The organism is Lachnospira multipara LB2003, assembly GCF_000702205.1.
In the GTDB taxonomy this organism is placed as follows: domain Bacteria; phylum Bacillota; class Clostridia; order Lachnospirales; family Lachnospiraceae; genus Lachnospira; species Lachnospira multipara_A.
Genome location: NZ_KL370871.1, coordinates 286,128 through 303,698, shown reverse-complemented (window position 1 = coordinate 303,698; position 17,571 = coordinate 286,128). Strand labels below are relative to the sequence as shown.

The following is a 17,571-nucleotide window of genomic DNA, read 5'->3' as shown; positions in this document are numbered from 1 at the left end:
AGTAACGTTTACAAATAAGTAACGCAACTTTTTATAGACCCCTTGGCAATTTAAGGAGTCTTATTTTTTATGTAGGGTGTTTAAATCGTATGACAAACCTATACAATCTAGAGGTAAGATGCTAAAGACGAAATTAAATACTAGTTATCTAGATATTTAAGGATTTCCGTAATGGAAAATCATATGATTTCAAAGCGAAAAAGTAAAGGAGAAAAGATGTGTTTTTTACACATCGTAAAGGAATATGAAAGAGAAAAAACTTGGGCTAATGGCCCTAATTTTGATGATTTTTACATCAGTTTATGGATTTAACAACATTCCAAGATCTTATTATCTTATGGGATACGCAGCAATTCCTTGGTTTGTAATTGCTGGTATTTTATTCTTTATTCCATTTGCATTTATGGTTGCTGAATATGGTTCAGCTTTCCGTGAAGAGAAGGGTGGAATGTACTCATGGATGTGCAAATCAGTAGGTCCTAAGTACGCATTTATCGGAACATTTATGTGGTATACATCATATGTATTATGGATGGTAAATGTTTCATCAGGTATCTGGGTTCCAGTATCTAACGTTATTTTTGGTAAGGATAATACAGCTAGCTGGTCATTCTTTGGATCAAGCTTCTTATCAGGAACAAAGCTTCTTGGTTTAATGGCTGCTATTTTCTTTATATGTATTACATTCTTTGTAACAAAGGGTATTGATAAGATCAGAAAAGTAACATCAATCGGTGGTACAGCTGTTCTTACAATTAACATTTTAGTAGTTTTAGGTTCTATTATCATGATTATTGCTCGTCACGGTCATCTTGAGCAGCCATTCCTTGGCGTTGAATCACTTAAGACACCACTTAATGTAGCATATCAGGGTAATGTAATTATGATATTATCATTCATCGTTTATGCATTATTTGCTTACGGTGGAATCGAAGCAGTTGGTGGTCTTGTAGATAAGACAGAGAACCCTAAGAAGAACTTCCCTAAGGGAATTGTAACTGCAGCATTAGTAATCGTTGTAGGTTATGCTCTTCTTATTATGTTAGTTGGTTCATTTACTAACTACAACGAAATTCTTGGCGCTGACAATATTACACTTGGTAATGTATCATATGTAATCATGTCAAACTTTGCAGCAGAATTTGGTAAGGCATTTGGTGCATCAGCAGCAACTCAGGCTGCACTTGCTAGTGGATTTGCTAGAATTTACGCTTTAATCATGTTACTTGCATTATTAGGTGCTATGTTTACACTTGTTTACTCAACATTAAAGCAGATCATCGATGGTACACCTAAGGAATTATGGCCTGGTAAGATGGGTGTTGTTGATGAAGATGGTATGCCAAGAAATGCTATGTGGATTCAGTGTGTAATCGTATGTGCATTAATCCTCTTAATTTCATTTGGTGGCGACAACATGCAGCAGTTCTTCTTAATCTTAACAGCAATGGTTAACGTTGGTATGACAGTACCTTACGTATTTATTTCATTTGCTTTCCCAAGATTTAAGAAGCTTACAAATATCGATAGAAGTTTCGAAGTTTACAAGACACAGAAGTCAGCTAACTTCTGGGGTTATGTAGTAACAATCGTTTTAGTTTTAGCTAACGTATTTGCTATTATTCAGCCAGCACTTGATGGTGACTATTTAACAACATTCTGGTCACTTGCAGGTCCAGTAATCTTCGGTGTTGCAGCTTGGTTTATTTATACTCGTTATGAAAAAAGAGTTGCAGCAGGACTTATTCCAGCTGAATCAGAAGAAAAAAAAGAAACTGTAACAACAGAGGCAGAAGCAGAAGCTTAAGATAGGACTTAGATAGTTACTAAAAGCTTAAGATAAGTTTTAAGACTCTTAATTACAGACTAATATAAAAAACAAAAACCCTAGGTTTTGAAAATCCATTAGGATAAATCAAAACTTAGGGCTTTTTTTATCTAAAAAAGTCACCACTAAATAGTCTTAATATAGTGTCTGAGAGTTCTTTATTTGACCAACTTGCATCATCCATAAGGTAATGTTTTGCAATGGTTGTAAGACCAGCAGCTATAAAATCTACAGTTAAATCCCCGTCTTCATATAAAAGCGGAGTAAAGACAGTATTTATACCAGTTGAGAACAAAGATGACTTAATTGATGTGGCACCTATTGTTAAGGACAATTTAAAAATAATCCCAGTAACAACAGTTAAGGAAGTTTTAGAACTTACAGGACTAATAAAAAGTAAATAGTATCTTGATTAAGAGATAGAATTTTTTATAATAAGCATAGGGAGGAAATGCCATGAATATTACACAGATTAAGTATGTTTTAGAAATCTCACAATCAAGTTCTATGAGAGAGGCAGCAACAAAGCTTTTTGTTTCACAACCAGCCCTTTCATTAAGCATTAAAGAGCTTGAAGAGGAAATTGGTATCTTGATATTTGATAGAACTAATAAGGGAATTTCACTTACAGATGAAGGAAGGGAATTTGTTTCCTATGCTAAAAAAGTAGTGGGTCAGTACGAAATACTAGAAGATAGGTATTTATCAAAGGATAGCGATAAGGAGAGATTTGCAGTATCAACACAGCACTACAATTTTTCCATTAAAGCCTTTACAGAAGTATTGAAAAAATTCGACCCAGAAAAATACGTTTTTGAAATACATGAGACTAAGACAAGAGATGTTCTAGAGTCAGTAAGAAACCTTAAAAGTGAAATAGGAATCGTTTCATTTTCAGGTTCAAATGAAGCGGTTTTAAAGAAGTTTTTCAAGGAATATAATTTGGAATTTGTCCCATTAATGCAAAGAGAAACTTATGTATATGTCTGGAAAAATCATAAATTTGCTGGAAGAGATGAAATATCAATTGAGGAATTAAAGGATTATCCATGTGTCTTTTTTGATCAAAGTGATGATAGTAACTTCTATTTAACAGAAGAGGCCATGTCAGATTATAATTTTAATAAGATGATTAAATCAGATGATAGAGCATCAACAATGGAGATAATATCAGAGCTTCATGGCTATTCAATTGGTAGTGGAATGCTATCAGATGATAAGGCGATTTTAAAGGGCTTTGTTTCTATTAAATTAAAGGAAGAAGATCCCCTTGTAATTGGCTATATTAAGAGAAAGGGAAGTCCGCTTAGCATCTATGGAGAGGCTTATGTGGAGGAACTTTTAAAATTTAAGGAACTCTAATATGAGCTAAATATAAGCCATCCTTTATATTGCGTTTCTTGTATGGTTGTTATACTATTAGTATACAGGCAAAACAAAACTAAATAGTGGGGTGGCTATATGAAAAGAAATGCACGGTTTTTGTGGATTATTTTTTTCTTAATTATTTTTATTAATGGCTTTGAGTCTGGAGGATATCAGGCAAGTTTATTAGACATAGGAAAAAACTATGATTTAAACAACACATCTAAGGGATTAACAGCAGCAGTGGAGCTATTTGCAGACATGTTAGCACCAATATTACTTGGAGCATGGGCAGATAGAAATGATAAGGTTAAATGCTTAAGAATTGCACTAATAATTCAAATAGTAGTTACATTGGGAATATGTCTACCAATTTCACGAAACGTGTTTGTAATTGGCATGTTTTTAATAGGACTTACAACATCAACATTGCAATTTATTACAATTGCTGCATTTGCTGATATTTATCCAATGAGCAGCAAAAAAAGAATCGGCTACATGACATCAATGTATGCTTTTGGCGCATTTGTGGCACCATTAATTGTGACATTTTATTTAAAATGCGGTTTGTCATGGAAGACTTTATTTATAATAATTGCAGTTGCCAGCGCGCTTTCATTTGCATATATGCATGGAATTACAGATAAGGTTCAAGAAAAAGAAGAGAACTCTACGAAAGAAAGAGATAAAAAAGGCTTTATCCTTTCAGGAGTCTTGTTATTATGCCTTGTAATGGCCATTTATGTAGGTTTTGAGAATGGATTTGCATTCTTTATAGATTCAATGTTTAGTGAAGAATTAGCATCAACATTGGGCAAATTTGCCATTAGCATCTTCTGGATAGTAATGATTCCATCAAGAATGTTAGTGGGTAGCTTTGAAAAATATTCAAGAAAAATTTTGCTTGTTTCTGTTATTGCAATACCAGCTATAACAGTGCTTATTTCAATATTAAATTCAGCTAAGTTAATACTTATGCTATGTGTGCCACTAGGATTTTTTAGCGGAGCAATTTATCCATGTTCCCTAAACTTAGCTATGCCACTATCAGGCAAATCAAAAGCCCTAGCAACAGGCATGATAACTACAGCAACAGGGCTTGGAGGTTTTATATTTACAGCAATAACCGGCATTCTTGGAAACTATATTGGTCTAAGGACAGCAATAATGCTACTTGCAACACCATTTGTATTCTCAGCGCTAGCAGTATTAATTTTGATTTTTAATAAATCTATTAAATCAAGTTGGTCATAGTTTTAAACTATGGCTAACTTGATTTTTTTTATATTATACAATGACACAAGTAGAAAATATAATTAGCTTAATCATTTATGAAGGAGGTAATTATATGAATACATCAGTAGTAGGATTTCCAAGAATTGGAGAAAATAGAGAGTTAAAGTTTTCTATTGAAAAATATTTTAGAGGAGAGATTGATAGTAAGGAGTTAAAAAAGAGCGCTGAAACTCTTAGAAAGAGACATTTAGAAGTACAGAAAAATGCAGGGATAAATTATATTTCAACTAATGATTTTTCTTATTATGATTTAATGTTAGATACAATTGTAATGCTTGGTTTAGTGCCAACACGTTATAAGGAATTGAATTTATCGGACATAGATACATATTTTGCAATGGCAAGAGGTTATCAAAAGGATGGTAAAGATGTACATGCCCTAGCTATGAAAAAATGGTTTAATACAAATTATCACTATGTGGTGCCAGAAATAGAAGATGCTCTTAAGCTAGAAATTAATCTTGATAAATTAATTAGAGAGTATCATGAAGCTTTAAGCTATGGAATAGAGACAAAACCTGTAATTATTGGGCCATTCACTTTCCATAAGTTAGCAAGAATTAAGGGAAATAGGGATTCTAAGGAGTTTTTAGCTAGTCTTGTAAAGGCATATTCTAATATTCTAAAAGAGTGTGATAATGAGGGAATTTCATTGATTCAGATAGATGAGCCTGCCCTTGTATTTGATTTAACTGATGAAGAAAAGCAGGATTTTATAAAGAGTTATAAAGAAATTCTAGGACAGGATTTAAATACTAAGGTGCTTTTACAGACATATTTTGGCGATGTAAGAGACATATATAATGAGCTTTTAGAATTGGATTTTTGGGGACTTGGCCTTGATTTAGTAGAGGGTAAGGAAAACTTAAATCTAATTGAAAAAAATGGACTTAACAGAAAGGTTCTTTTTGCAGGATTAGTTAACGGTAAGAATGTTTGGAAGAACGATTTTTCTAAGACATTAGGAATAGTTGATAGATTGAAAGAAAAGGACATAGAAATTGTATTACAGACATCTTGTTCTCTACTTCACGTACCATATACAACTAAGGGAGAAGATAAGTTGTCAGAGCAGTATTTAAGCCACTTATCTTTTGCCTATGAAAAGCTGGATGAGTTAAGAATACTTGGTGATTTAGCAGACAATAAGGATTATAGAACTACTGATATTTTCATAAATAATCAGAATTTATTAAATAGCGATAGAAATTCATTTAATCAGGATGTTAAGGACAGATTAGATAAGATCACTGATAAGGATTTTGTTAGAACACCAGCAAGAAATGAAAGAAGTAAGATTCAAAGGAAAGCCTTTAATTTACCACATTTTCCAACAACAACCATAGGATCATTCCCACAGACTAAGGAAGTTAAGGAGAACAGAAGTCTCTATAAGAAGGGGGAAAAATCAAAGGAAGATTATATTGCTTTTAACAAAGAAAAAATTAAGGCATGTGTAGAATGGCAGGAAGAAGTGGGACTTGATGTGCTAGTTCATGGAGAATATGAGCGTAACGACATGGTTGAATACTTTGGTGAGGCCCTAAATGGTTTTATTTTTACTAAGAAGGCTTGGGTGCAATCATATGGTATTAGATGCGTTAAGCCACCTATTATCTGGGGCGATGTTTATAGAACAAAGCCAATTACCCTTGATTGGATCTTGTACGCTAAATCCCTAACTAATAAGCCAATGAAGGGCATGCTTACAGGTCCTGTTACAATCCTTAACTGGTCATTCCCAAGAGAGGATATATCAATTAAGGAGTCAATTTATCAGATAGCTCTTGCAATTAGAGATGAAGTTCTTGATTTAGAGGCTAATGGGGTAAATATTATTCAGATTGATGAGGCAGCCTTAAGAGAAAAGCTTCCATTAAGAAAAACTGATTGGCATAGTGAATACTTAAGTTTTGCCATACCAGCCTTTAGATTAACCCATAGTGGAGTAAAGCCAGAAACACAGATTCATACACATATGTGCTACTCTGAATTTACAGATATAATCAAGGAAATTGATGATATGGATGCAGATGTAATCACCTTTGAAGCATCAAAATCAGACTTGCTTATTCTAGATTCCTTAAAGGATAATGATTTTGAAACAGAGGTAGGTCCTGGAGTTTACGACATTCATTCTCCACGAGTTCCATCAGTTGAAGAAATTGAGAAGGCCTTAAAGATTATGCTTACTAAGGTAGATAAGGATAAATTGTGGGTAAACCCGGATTGTGGCTTAAAAACTAGAGGAATTAAGGAAACTAAGGAGAGTTTAACTAATTTAGTTCAGGCAGCGAAAAATCTTAGAAATGTGGTATACTTATAATTAGCAATATCAGTTAATTCATATGTTTGGAGGTTTTTTATGAAGATAGCTATGGCTAATGATCATGCAGGAACTCGCATGAAGGAAGAGATTAAGAAATACCTAGAGGACAATGGCTACGAAGTAGTTGATTTTGGTACATTTGACGAGGAGTCTTGTGACCTTTCTGATTTTGTATATCCTGCAGCCCTTGCAGTGGCAAAGGGAGAATGTGACAGAGGAATTTTTTGCGATGGAGTAGGCTATGGAAGTGCCTTAATTGCTAATAAAATTAATGGCTGTTATGCAGCAGTTTGTCAGGATCCTTTATGTGCAACCCTTGCAAGACAGCATACAGATTCTAATATTCTTTGTCTTGGAGCTAAGATTATTGGTGGACTTATTGCCTTAGAGACAGTTAAGACATGGTTAAATACAGATCCACTTATGGAAGAAAAATACCGTCGTCGTGTTAAAAAGGTACAGGAAATCAATGATAAGCACTGTACAAAGCTAGATTAATAAAAATGGCGAAGCAATTTTTATAATACTATAGTGTTTAGAGGCTGCAAAGATTGATATTGACTGGAATAGATTGAAATTGAGCAGCAAAATATATTGTCATAATCTCCTAAATTATATATAATGAGGTAGTTTATTGCTTTAGTGCAATGAATCGCACATTTATATATTTAGGAGATTATTTATGTTTAATGCAATCAATAACTTTCTAGAAACTCTCGATAGTCTCGTATGGGGAGTGCCGCTTATAGTCTTGATATTGTTTACTGGACTTTTACTTACTATTAGACTTGGCGGTATGCAATTTGCCAAATTAGGCATGGCATTTGGGCTTATGTTTAAGAATGACAAGAGTGGTAAGAAGGGCGAAGTTTCAAGCTTTGGAGCTCTTTGTACTGCACTTTCAGCAACAATTGGTACTGGTAACATCGTTGGTGTAGCAACAGCTATTGCCGCAGGTGGTCCTGGTGCGCTATTTTGGATGTGGCTTGCCGCATTAGTTGGTACTGCAACAAAGTATGCAGAATGTATGTTAGCTGTTAAATATAGAACAGTTGCTAAGGATGGTCATATTATTGGTGGACCTTTTTATTACATAGAAAAAGGCATGGGTGCTAAGTGGAAGTGGTTAGCTAGCATTTTTGCCGTCTTTGGAGTTATGGTTGGTCTTTTTGGTATTGGTACATTTACTCAGATCAACGGTATCACATCAGCAATTAAGGGATTTTTTGATCCTAATTCTGTTAATACAATTTCTTTATTTGGAATGGATTATTCAGTCGTTACAGTTATTTCGGGTATTATTTTAACAATTTGTGTAGCATTAGTTCTTATTGGCGGATTAAAGAGAATATCATCTGTAGCACAGGTAGTTGTGCCATTTATGGCAATCTTTTATATCTTATGCGGAGTGCTTATTATCTTACTTAATCTTAATAAGATTCCAGATGCATTTGTTCAGATTTTCCAAGGAGCATTTGGTTTAAAAGCAGCAGCTGGTGGTGCTCTTGGAGCTATGATGGTGGCTATGCAAAAGGGTATCGCAAGAGGTATATTCTCTAACGAAGCTGGTATTGGTTCAGCACCTATTGCAGCTGCAGCAGCTAAGGTAGACGAGCCTGTAAAGCAGGGACTTGTTTCAATGCTTGGTACTGTAATTGATACACTTATGATTTGTACAATGACTGGTCTTGCAATTATTGTTACAGGTGCATTTAAAGTTGAAGGACTTGAGGGCGCTAATGTTACAAGTTATGCCTTCCAGAAGGGATTACCTTTCCCAACACAGTTTTCAGCATTTTTACTTATGTGCTGTTTAGTATTCTTTGCATTTACAACAATACTTGGTTGGAATTATTATTCTGAAAAATGTCTTGAATACTTAACAGGAGAGAATACTAAGGCAGTTAAAGTCTATAGATGGCTTTATATCTTCTGTGTATTCATTGGCCCATATATGACAGTTAGCGCTGTTTGGACAATTGCTGATATTGTTAACGGTCTTATGGCAATTCCAAACTTAATTGCACTTATTGCCTTAAATGGGGTAGTGGTAGCAGATACAAAGGCTTATTTTAATAAGCTTAAGGCTGATAAGACAGATAATCTTGGAGCAAAGGTTACTGAGTTTAATAAGGAACTATCAAAGGATGATAGTGCCGCATCATAAAGAGGATATGTAGGAATGTAGTCTTGATAGATTTACGTGTCTCCCGCAGCAATTTTGCTGTGGGAGTTTTTTGTTTAAAAAATGGCTTTTTATTGAGGTCATTCGTGTTATACTAGGCAGTGCACGTTAATAAAAAATGGAAGGGTAATGACTATGATTTTAGAAAAAATAAAAAGATTAGATCCGGTTATGACTATTGCGTGGATATTAGCCATAATTTCGGCTTTTTTTATACATCCCGATAAGGAATATGTTAACTATATTGATTTTAGATCTTTAGGAATTTTATGGGGTTTAATGATAATAATTCAAGGCCTAAAGAAAGAAAATGTCTTTGATTTATTAGCAAATAAGTTGATTAAGAAATTTAATAAGGACTGGCAATTAATGGCAGTGTTAGTGTTTATCTGCTTTTTTTCTAGTATGTTAATAACAAATGATGTGGCCTTAATAACCTTCGTGCCAATAGCTATTATGATTTTAAAGGGTGCAGATAAGGAAAACTTACTAATTCCTGTAATTGTATTACAGACTGTGGCTGCAAATTTAGGAAGTATGCTAACTCCAATAGGTAACCCACAAAATCTTTATATGTATGGAAAGACAGGAATGTCTCTTATATCATTTTGTGGCATAATGTTTCCATTTAGCTTAGTTTCCTTTATTGGCCTTGGGCTTGCAATTTTTATTGTGAATAAAGCTTTTGCATCTGTTAATAATTTAGAAAAAAGTGTGGAAAAAGACCTTGAAAATAAAAAGGAAGTGGATAAGTTAAGCACAGATAATAGAGGAAAGCTTGCAATCCTCCTATTTAGCCTAGCGTTTATAGTGGCAATTCTTACAGTGGCAAGAATAGTGCCTTACTTATATTTTGATGCAGTTGTGTTAATTATTATTTTATTAATGGATAGAGAACTTATTGCTAGCGCAGATTATACATTACTTTTGACCTTTATTGGATTTTTCATATTTACAGGTAATATGGGAAGGCTGGATTTGGTTAGAGAATTACTAGAAAAATTAATGAATGGTAGAGAATTTATTATTGCATTAATTACAAGTCAGTTTATTAGCAATGTGCCGGCAACCCTTATGTTATCTGGCTTTACAACATGTTATAAAGAACTAATAATTGGTGTTAATGTAGGTGGCCTTGGAACTTTAATTGCCTCAATGGCAAGTCTAATTTCATATAAGGCCTACACTAAGGAATACAAGGAAAATACAGGCAAGTATATGAAGGAATTCACCCTTACAAACCTAATTTTCCTAGTGATCCTAGTGGCTTTGTGGGCAATATTATAGGTTCGCCTCGCCCCATTTTTTTAATTCTAATAAAATTGGAATCATAGTTGATGCCTTATGGGTTAGGCTATATTCCACGCGAACCGGCATTTCATCGTACTGAATTCTCTTAACAAGACCGTCAGATTCAAGCTCTTTTAAGGATTGGGCAAGCATGGTATTAGTTATTCCATAAACTGCCCTTCTTAAATCGCCGTATCTGACGGTTTCTCTATTGTCAATAACACATAAAATCATAATTTTCCATTTTCCACCAACGATGTTAAGGACCTTCTTAAGTCCACATCCGTCTCCGGCAATATCATCGCATAGGGATTCTTTTTTTGGTCTAGGCATAAACTCCTCCTTATTTAGTCAATTTAAACTGGTCAGTTTTTTCTTACTAGGTAAGTAAATTTTGCGTACTTGATATATTTTTTATACCAAATATAATAAACGTATCTTGCGTATATGTAAAGATAATATTTTTTAAGGAGTCTAATAATATGACTAAGAAAAAAGCTAGGCCTGATGCTAGTAGATGCGTTGCCTGCGGGGTCTGTAAAAAGGAATGTCCAAGGGTCGCAATAAGCATTTATAAAGGCTGTTATGCAGTTGTTAATTTGGACCTTTGTGTTGCTTGTGGCATCTGCGCAAAGGCATGTCCAGCGGATGTAATTGATATTGTGGCGGAAAGTGAGGTTAATTAGTTAATGAAGAAAATAAGAAAAAATCATTGGTATGACTATCTTTGGATATGGTCGATTCTATATTTTGCGTTGGGATTTTTTAATATTTTATTTGCATGGCTAGGATTAATCGACTTTCTATTGCCACTAGTTTTTGCAGCAGTTTTTGGAAATAAGTGGTTTTGTAATAATATGTGTGGACGCGGTCAGTTGTTATGGCTCCTTGGTAGGAAAGGGAAGTGTTCAAGAAGAGCATCAGCGCCTAAATGGCTTTCTTCAAAATGGTTTAGATACGGTTTTTTGGCCTTCTTTTTAACTATGTTTGGAAATATGTTATTTCAGACCTATCTAGTTTTTAGTAAGGCTCAGTCCCTAAAAATGGCAATAAAGCTCTTCTGGACATTCAAGGTCCCATTTAAGTGGGCTTATCATGCCAGTGCCCTACCAGACTGGTCATATAAGTTTGCCTTTGGCTTTTACAGTTTAATGTTAACATCAACACTTATTGGCCTTATTTGTATGGTGCTATTTAAGGAACGCACCTGGTGTACATTCTGCCCAATGGGAACAATGACTCAGGGAATCTGCCAGTTAAAAAATAAGGACAAGAAGGAAAACTAAACCAAAGATTAGCATAGAGCATAAGAGTTTGATATAATAGACTTAGATGTGAGGCGGAAAAATTTGAACGCGGTATAAAGTGAAGTGTTATAAAGTGTTATTGCGTTTATTAAAAATAAGCAAAGCGGATTTAGAATGTCCGTTTTTTACAGAAAGGAATTAGATATGACAATTAATGAAAGAGCCGATATGGCAGCAGAATTAAAAGCAACAGGAAAGTGTAATTGTACACAATCAGTTTTAAAGGTTTTTGAAGATAAAATAGATGTAAAGCCGGAGGTTTTATCAAATCTCTCAGCAGGTTTTGCTGCAGGTATGGGATGCATGGAAAGTACATGTGGTGCCTTAATTGGAGCTGTTATGGTGGCAGGCGTTAAGACAGAAGGCAAGACAACAGCTAGATATTCTAAGGACATTGTTGCTAAATTTAACGATAAGTGCGGCGCTACAATCTGTAAGGATTTAAAGGGAGTTGGCAGTGGTTGCGTTCTATGTCCATGTAATGAATGCGTTAGAAACGCAGTTCTATCCCTTGGAGAAGTGCTTAACATTCAGTAGTTTTTGTTAGAAGAAAAATCGGGGGTTTTATGAAGCAAGATTCTGAGAAAAGTGTGAAATTATTTCATGCAAGCGAGACAAAGATTCCCTTCCCAGATTTAAAAAGAGGTAGGAAAAATGCGGATTTTGGTCAAGGCTTTTACCTAAGCCCAGACTATGATTTTGTTACAAAGTGGGCAGTAGCTAATGCTTACATTAACGAGTATGAGCTGAACTTGGGCGGGCTTAAAATTGTAGAATTTAATAGAAGCAAGGATTGGCTTCACTATATTTTAAACAATAGAAAGCTAAAAGACGGACTAGATGCGGATGTAATTGTTGGTCCAATTTCTAACGATACAATTTTTGATACCTTTGGAATAATTGGAAGTGGCTATTTATCAGATGATGAGCTTCTAAGCCTATTGATGGTGGGCCCTGAATATAAGCAGCTTGTTATAAAGACCGAGAAGGCCAGGAATAATCTGACTTTTGTGGAAGCTAAAGTTTTTAAGGACTATGAAAAAACAAGAAGTGAATTAAAAATAGAAGAGGAAGAGTATCAAAAGGAATTTGCAGAGAAAATGACCCAAATCGTAGACACAGACGATTAAGGGTAATAATAGTTGTATAAATTATAGAAAATAATAGTTGATAATAGCTGATATTTTTAGCAAGAAGTTATAGGTTTAGAAGTTTGTTTTATAGGAGATGCCTATGGATGAATTGTATGAGCGTATAAAAAAGAAGCGCAGGAAAGCTAAAATAAAGAAATTTATGCAAAGCTTAGTTAAGCTTATACCAGTATTTGTAGTAATAATATTTATTTTTGCTATGGTGGCTTTGTCAGAATATAAAAGTGATAGAATAATAAAAAAAACAGCCGAAATTGAGCAACTCATTCAGGAAAATAAACTTAGCGAAGCTAAGGAAAAATTGGATGAAATTGACTATAAATCAAATTATCAGAATAATTTGGAAATTTATATTGAGCTTTTGGACATGGAGGCTCAAGCTGCTGATCCTCTTAAAATCTATGAAGTGTGTAAAAAATTTAATTTCACAAAAATTGCGGAAGGCAACTTAGATGCCGCAATGCGTGAAAGCTACGATAAATACAATGAGCTTTATACTTCAATGAAAAAGCAAGAAGAAGCTGAATCAAAAAAGGCTAGCGAGGAAAAAGAATATGCCCAAAAAAAGATATGGTATGATCAGTTTGGAGATAAGGCCATAAATGTGGGAATGCCGTCAACGGCAGTAGACTACTGCAACACAGGCAAACCTGCTTTTTATTATTCTCGTATGGAAACCGACAAAGAAACTAAAAAAAAGGTATATGTCAATATTTATTATTGGGCTGACTTAGAAAATAATCGATACAGCACAATTTATATGAAGGTGGTATGTCGTAACAAAAAAATATCGGAAGTAACTCGCTATGGTGGCACTAGATACTGGGGCGAGAACAATACTCCTTTATTTACGGTTCATAACTGGGACGAAGAAAAATACTACACAAGAAGTCTTGATAAAGAATTAAATGTTTCAAAATATAAAGTTGGCGGTTATAGTCCTAGCAGCAGCGGAAGCAGCAGTGGAAGCTCTGGTAGTAGCGGCAGTTCTGGAAGTAGTGGAAGCTCCGGAAGTAGCGGAGGCACAAGCGGAAGCTCAGGTAAACGAATCTATAATGGAAATAGCTACGATCCTGATGATTACGACAGCCCAGAGGACTTCGCAGATGATGCATGGGGCAATGACTTCGATGATTGGGATGATGCCTATGATTACTGGGAAGACTGGTAGAATTGTGATGAAGCTATGATTCATGGAAGCTAGCAAAATTGTGATGACATTAATATTACATAGAATTAAATAAACGAAATAGAGATAAAGCACAGGGAAGAAATCCTACAGATAAGTGGGAAATTCTAAGCCCTGTGCTTTGTTGCATCTTGGAGGAAGCCATCGAAAAGTGGAGGGGAAGAGAAAGCAAGCTGTTGTGTGAAATCGGGGATATCGCATGGAAGGAAACTTTTAAGAAGCTGGAGGGGTTAAAAAATAAAGAATTGCCCATATCAACAATTATTTTGGCTTTAGGGCAAAGATTTCAGAAATTAGCAAGTTGAAATTAATCTTTTTCGCGGAAGAATTCTACATTTGGGCAATTATGCTTTTTAAAAAGAAGAAAAATCAGGGATTTTGTTGCCTTTTTCGACGAAATTTTCCTGATACGGATTAGCATTAAATTTATTTAACTATCTAAAATGGCAAAAGCTAATCCGTATTGGGATTTTTTGCCCAATTAGGGCAACAATCTCCCGCCACACAGCCCACTACATTACTTCAAACAACTCGCAGCCCCGTAAAGCAACTCGCACACACCGCCACACCCCCGCCATCCTGCACTACCAGCCAGCCCCAAACACCCCACACCCCCCGCCAGGCTACAAAAAAAGCTAGCCAACCGCCCAAAACCGCTATTTATCGGTTTTGAGTTAGTTGGCTAGCGAAAGCAAGCTTGCCTTAAATGCAGCGTGCCAGTAGTCCTTCTAGGCTGATTCCGCATGAACTTAGAAGTTCGTCAGCGTCATAGTCTGTATGGAATTCTTTTGTTAAACCAAGGTTTGTAACCTTCATATCAGATGTGCCATAGTAGGAAGCGATGCGCTGGCCGTAGCCGCCATCAACATAGCCATCTTCGATAGTAATAACCTGACTGTGATTTTTCTTTAGGGATTCAAGTAAATCAGTGTCAATTCCAGTAAGGAATCTAGGGTTGATTACTGTTATGTCTTTGCCGGTTTTTTCCTTATAAGCCTTAGCTGTATCAAGTGCTATGGAAAGAAGTGGACCAACTGCAATAATAGCAGTGTCGCAGCCTTCATTAACAACTAAAGACTTGTTTAATAAGGAGTAGTCTGTTGTATCGGCAACACCTGTGCTTGTAAATGAGTTAGGGACTCTAATAGCAACAGGATGCTTTTTATTAGTTGTGGCAAATTTAAACATCTGCTGGTATTCTTCCTTAGAAGTTGGAGCAAGATAGATTAAATTTGGAACGTGAGCGAAGAACTGGATATCACTTAAGGCAATGTGAGTATCAGAGTTCATGCCATAAACGCCAGGGGATAACACTAAAATTGTAGCCGGGTTATCATTTAAACATAAATCATGGGATAGCTGATCGTATGTTCTTTGTAGGAATGGTGCAAATGTACCAAATACAGGAGTTCCGCCATTTTTGGCAATACCACTTGCCATGGCCATGGCGTTTTCTTCGGCAATACCAACGTCCACAAAACGTCCAAGACTAGCCCATTTTTGTCTGATATCACCAACAAATCCAAGACCCATTGGAGTACCAGCATTTAAAATTACAGATGTGTCGTCTGTTTCAAGTAAGTTAATAAGACTGTCAAAAACAGTAGTATCGCCACCATTACTTACTATTTTTGGTGAGCCGTCTTCTACATTAAATGGTCCGCCAGCGTGCCAGCTTTCGCGATTTTCTTCGGCATATTTTAGACCCTTACCTTTAATTGTATGGATGTGGACTACAATAGGGTGATCGATATCTTTGATTTCACTAAACACATTTACTAGGGTTTTGATATCATGTCCATTTTCTACATACATATAGTCAAGGCCAAATCCTTTGAAAAAGTTGTTAGGAGCAGTGCCGTTACTGTCTCTTAAGGCTTTAAGTGTTTTGTAAATACCACCGTGATTCTCTGCGATACTCTGGTCGTTATCATTTACAATGATGATGAAATTCTTGTCATACTCGCCAGCATAATCAAGAGCTTCAAGGGCCTCACCACCAGATAAAGAACCGTCGCCAATAATTGCGATGATATTTTCTTTGCCACCGTTAACATCACGACCTTTAGCTAAACCGAGGGCTAAAGATATAGATGTGGATGTGTGTCCAATTTTAAAGAAATCGTGGGGACTTTCTTTAGGGTTTGTGTATCCAGTTACGTCGCCAAAATGTTCATCATCAAGATAAGCAAGCTTTCTACCGGTTAGAATCTTGTGAGGGTAACTTTGGTGAGAAACGTCCCAGACAAATTTATCTGTTGGAGAATTGAAGCAATAGTGTAGAGCGACGCTTAATTCAACAACACCTAAATTAGGACCTTTATGACCGCCGATTTTGCTGATTCGGTTAATAAGTGCGCTTCTTGTTTCGTCAGCAAGAATCTGTAAATCATCAACACTGATTTTTTTAATGTCTTCAGGTCCATTGATATTTTCTAAATACATGTCGTCTCAATTCCTTTCCTGTGATTTCCACCAAGACAAATGTTTAGGGATATTTTGTGATTGCATCAGTGGTTATACATATTGTACGCCCTTGAGTGAACTCCAAGTCAATAGAGTTTATGAATTGTTTATATTTTGAGGAAACCAACAGCAATTCTTTACAAAAATGCTACAAAAGTTTAAAATAAGCTACAGAAGTAGATTATGCACGGGGGAAAAAATATGGAGAATCAGAAATTATATATCTCTATGTACCATTACACTAGGGACTTGTTACATAGCAGATATCCAGGAATTAAGGGGCTTGATGTTGATATCTTTAAAAGGCAGCTTGATTTTATGATGGCTAATTTTAACATAGTGACCATGGAGCAGGTACTTGATTACTATGCTGGCGGAAAATTACCAGAGAATCCGCTACTTTTAACCTTTGACGATGGCTACATAGACAATTACACAGTGGCACTTCCTATATTAAAGGAGCGTCACCTGCAGGGATCCTTTTTTATAATAGGAAAAACCATTAATGAGCATCAGCTTCTTGATGTGAATAAGTTGCACTATATCTTAGCTTGTGCGGATATAATGAAGCTTATGGCTGATGTTAAGGAGCAGATGGATAGGCATAGGGGCACGGAATTTGTGTTCCCATCAACGGATGAATTATATGAAAAATACGCGGTTGCCAACAGGTTTGACAATAAGGAAACAATTTTTGTAAAAAGAATGTTGCAAACAGCCCTTCCAGAGCGTCTAAGAAATATTATTTCTAGTAATCTTTTTTCAAAATATGTTGGAATAACTGAGGAGCAGTTAGCTTACGAACTCTACCTAAATAAAGACCAGATAAAGCTTATGCAGGACAATGGCATGTTTATTGGGGTTCACAGTTACGAGCATTACTGGCTTGGAAATATTGATAAGGAAAAAGTAAGACAGGACTTAACAAAGGCTTTAGACGTTATGGACGAGTTTATTGATAAGAGTTCTTGGGTTATGAATTATCCTTATGGAAGTTATAACGATGATGTACTTGAAATAGTTAAGGAAAAAGGCGCAGTTTTGGGCCTTTCAACAGAAGTTAGACTGGCAGATTTAACTAAGGATAATAAGCTTTTGTTGCCACGATTTGATTGTAATGACTTTCCGCCAAAAAGTGAAAAGTTTAAGGAGGATTTTTAGTATT

General features: G+C 35.5%; 16 protein-coding genes. 14 read left to right on the top strand and 2 right to left on the bottom strand.

Annotated features, from left to right (window positions below):
• The first annotated feature begins 244 nt into the window (after positions 1–244).
• From yjeM to T537_RS0110810, 8 genes are all read left to right on the top strand, one after another.
• The gene (gene yjeM, locus T537_RS0110845; RefSeq protein WP_031557908.1) at positions 245–1,807 is read left to right on the top strand and encodes a glutamate/gamma-aminobutyrate family transporter YjeM; all 1,563 of its coding nucleotides are present in this window, start codon (positions 245–247) and stop codon (positions 1,805–1,807) included.
• Between the two features lie 221 nt (positions 1,808–2,028).
• On the top strand, positions 2,029–2,232 hold the full coding sequence (locus tag T537_RS0110840) for a S16 family serine protease (RefSeq protein ID WP_031557905.1): 204 nt from the start codon (positions 2,029–2,031) through the stop codon (positions 2,230–2,232).
• 52 nt (positions 2,233–2,284) lie between these two features.
• Complete coding sequence (locus tag T537_RS0110835) at positions 2,285–3,190, top strand: LysR family transcriptional regulator (protein ID WP_031557903.1); 906 nt, start codon at positions 2,285–2,287, stop codon at positions 3,188–3,190.
• A gap of 99 nt (positions 3,191–3,289) precedes the next feature.
• Positions 3,290–4,447, top strand: a complete 1,158-nt coding sequence (locus tag T537_RS0110830) for an MFS transporter (RefSeq protein WP_031557902.1) — start codon at positions 3,290–3,292, stop codon at positions 4,445–4,447.
• Positions 4,448–4,541: 94 nt separating this feature from the next.
• Positions 4,542–6,815 carry a 5-methyltetrahydropteroyltriglutamate--homocysteine S-methyltransferase gene (metE, locus tag T537_RS0110825; protein WP_031557899.1) on the top strand — a complete coding sequence of 758 codons (2,274 nt, stop codon included), beginning with the start codon at positions 4,542–4,544 and terminating at the stop codon, positions 6,813–6,815.
• 39 nt (positions 6,816–6,854) lie between these two features.
• Positions 6,855–7,316, top strand: a complete 462-nt coding sequence (locus tag T537_RS0110820; RefSeq protein ID WP_027438777.1) for an RpiB/LacA/LacB family sugar-phosphate isomerase — start codon at positions 6,855–6,857, stop codon at positions 7,314–7,316.
• Between the two features lie 184 nt (positions 7,317–7,500).
• The gene (locus T537_RS0110815) at positions 7,501–8,985 is read left to right on the top strand and encodes an alanine/glycine:cation symporter family protein (RefSeq protein ID WP_081823296.1); all 1,485 of its coding nucleotides are present in this window, start codon (positions 7,501–7,503) and stop codon (positions 8,983–8,985) included.
• 153 nt (positions 8,986–9,138) lie between these two features.
• On the top strand, positions 9,139–10,290 hold the full coding sequence (locus tag T537_RS0110810) for an SLC13 family permease (RefSeq protein ID WP_034244692.1): 1,152 nt from the start codon (positions 9,139–9,141) through the stop codon (positions 10,288–10,290).
• Here T537_RS0110810 and T537_RS0110805 read toward each other — a convergent pair.
• Positions 10,285–10,626: a winged helix-turn-helix transcriptional regulator gene (locus T537_RS0110805; protein ID WP_031557892.1), complete on the bottom strand. Its 342-nt coding sequence runs from the start codon at positions 10,624–10,626 to the stop codon at positions 10,285–10,287. The two genes, T537_RS0110810 and T537_RS0110805, sit on opposite strands and share 6 nt — an antisense overlap.
• Positions 10,627–10,775: 149 nt before the next feature.
• Between T537_RS0110805 and T537_RS0110800 the strand changes: the two genes are divergently transcribed.
• The 5 genes from T537_RS0110800 (at position 10,776) to T537_RS12925 (ending at position 13,922) form a co-directional block, all read left to right on the top strand.
• Positions 10,776–10,979, top strand: coding sequence for a 4Fe-4S binding protein (locus tag T537_RS0110800; RefSeq protein ID WP_031557889.1), 204 nt, complete (start codon positions 10,776–10,778; stop codon positions 10,977–10,979).
• A gap of 3 nt (positions 10,980–10,982) precedes the next feature.
• The gene (locus T537_RS0110795) at positions 10,983–11,579 is read left to right on the top strand and encodes a 4Fe-4S binding protein (RefSeq protein WP_155895267.1); all 597 of its coding nucleotides are present in this window, start codon (positions 10,983–10,985) and stop codon (positions 11,577–11,579) included.
• A 135-nt stretch (positions 11,580–11,714) separates the two neighbouring features.
• Positions 11,715–12,137: a C-GCAxxG-C-C family protein gene (locus T537_RS0110790; RefSeq protein WP_242839186.1), complete on the top strand. Its 423-nt coding sequence runs from the start codon at positions 11,715–11,717 to the stop codon at positions 12,135–12,137.
• Between the two features lie 29 nt (positions 12,138–12,166).
• Positions 12,167–12,730 (top strand): DUF3990 domain-containing protein, encoded by a 564-nt coding sequence (locus T537_RS0110785; RefSeq protein ID WP_051555038.1) that lies wholly within the window; start codon positions 12,167–12,169, stop codon positions 12,728–12,730.
• Positions 12,731–12,833: 103 nt separating this feature from the next.
• Positions 12,834–13,922, top strand: a complete 1,089-nt coding sequence (locus tag T537_RS12925) for a hypothetical protein (RefSeq protein WP_027438771.1) — start codon at positions 12,834–12,836, stop codon at positions 13,920–13,922.
• 720 nt (positions 13,923–14,642) lie between these two features.
• On the opposite strand, the gene T537_RS0110770 is transcribed toward T537_RS12925, so the two are convergent.
• Positions 14,643–16,385, bottom strand: a complete 1,743-nt coding sequence (locus T537_RS0110770) for a 1-deoxy-D-xylulose-5-phosphate synthase (RefSeq protein WP_031557884.1) — start codon at positions 16,383–16,385, stop codon at positions 14,643–14,645.
• Between the two features lie 222 nt (positions 16,386–16,607).
• Here T537_RS0110770 and T537_RS12195 point away from each other — a divergent pair, with 222 nt between their 5' ends.
• Positions 16,608–17,567 (top strand): polysaccharide deacetylase family protein, encoded by a 960-nt coding sequence (locus T537_RS12195; RefSeq protein WP_031557882.1) that lies wholly within the window; start codon positions 16,608–16,610, stop codon positions 17,565–17,567.
• The last annotated feature ends 4 nt before the right edge of the window (positions 17,568–17,571 follow it).

Excerpts from the sequence above, each read along its gene's own strand:
- yjeM (WP_031557908.1), top strand. The coding sequence starts at position 245 with ATGAAAGAGAAAAAACTTGGGCTAATGGCCCTAATTTTGATGATTTTT.
- T537_RS0110840 (WP_031557905.1), top strand. The coding sequence starts at position 2,029 with ATGGTTGTAAGACCAGCAGCTATAAAATCTACAGTTAAATCCCCGTCT.
- T537_RS0110835 (WP_031557903.1), top strand. The coding sequence starts at position 2,285 with ATGAATATTACACAGATTAAGTATGTTTTAGAAATCTCACAATCAAGT.
- T537_RS0110830 (WP_031557902.1), top strand. The coding sequence starts at position 3,290 with ATGAAAAGAAATGCACGGTTTTTGTGGATTATTTTTTTCTTAATTATT.
- metE (WP_031557899.1), top strand. The coding sequence starts at position 4,542 with ATGAATACATCAGTAGTAGGATTTCCAAGAATTGGAGAAAATAGAGAG.
- T537_RS0110820 (WP_027438777.1), top strand. The coding sequence starts at position 6,855 with ATGAAGATAGCTATGGCTAATGATCATGCAGGAACTCGCATGAAGGAA.
- T537_RS0110815 (WP_081823296.1), top strand. The coding sequence starts at position 7,501 with ATGTTTAATGCAATCAATAACTTTCTAGAAACTCTCGATAGTCTCGTA.
- T537_RS0110810 (WP_034244692.1), top strand. The coding sequence starts at position 9,139 with ATGATTTTAGAAAAAATAAAAAGATTAGATCCGGTTATGACTATTGCG.
- T537_RS0110805 (WP_031557892.1), bottom strand. The coding sequence starts at position 10,626 with ATGCCTAGACCAAAAAAAGAATCCCTATGCGATGATATTGCCGGAGAC.
- T537_RS0110800 (WP_031557889.1), top strand. The coding sequence starts at position 10,776 with ATGACTAAGAAAAAAGCTAGGCCTGATGCTAGTAGATGCGTTGCCTGC.
- T537_RS0110795 (WP_155895267.1), top strand. The coding sequence starts at position 10,983 with ATGAAGAAAATAAGAAAAAATCATTGGTATGACTATCTTTGGATATGG.
- T537_RS0110790 (WP_242839186.1), top strand. The coding sequence starts at position 11,715 with ATGTCCGTTTTTTACAGAAAGGAATTAGATATGACAATTAATGAAAGA.
- T537_RS0110785 (WP_051555038.1), top strand. The coding sequence starts at position 12,167 with ATGAAGCAAGATTCTGAGAAAAGTGTGAAATTATTTCATGCAAGCGAG.
- T537_RS12925 (WP_027438771.1), top strand. The coding sequence starts at position 12,834 with ATGGATGAATTGTATGAGCGTATAAAAAAGAAGCGCAGGAAAGCTAAA.
- T537_RS0110770 (WP_031557884.1), bottom strand. The coding sequence starts at position 16,385 with ATGTATTTAGAAAATATCAATGGACCTGAAGACATTAAAAAAATCAGT.
- T537_RS12195 (WP_031557882.1), top strand. The coding sequence starts at position 16,608 with ATGGAGAATCAGAAATTATATATCTCTATGTACCATTACACTAGGGAC.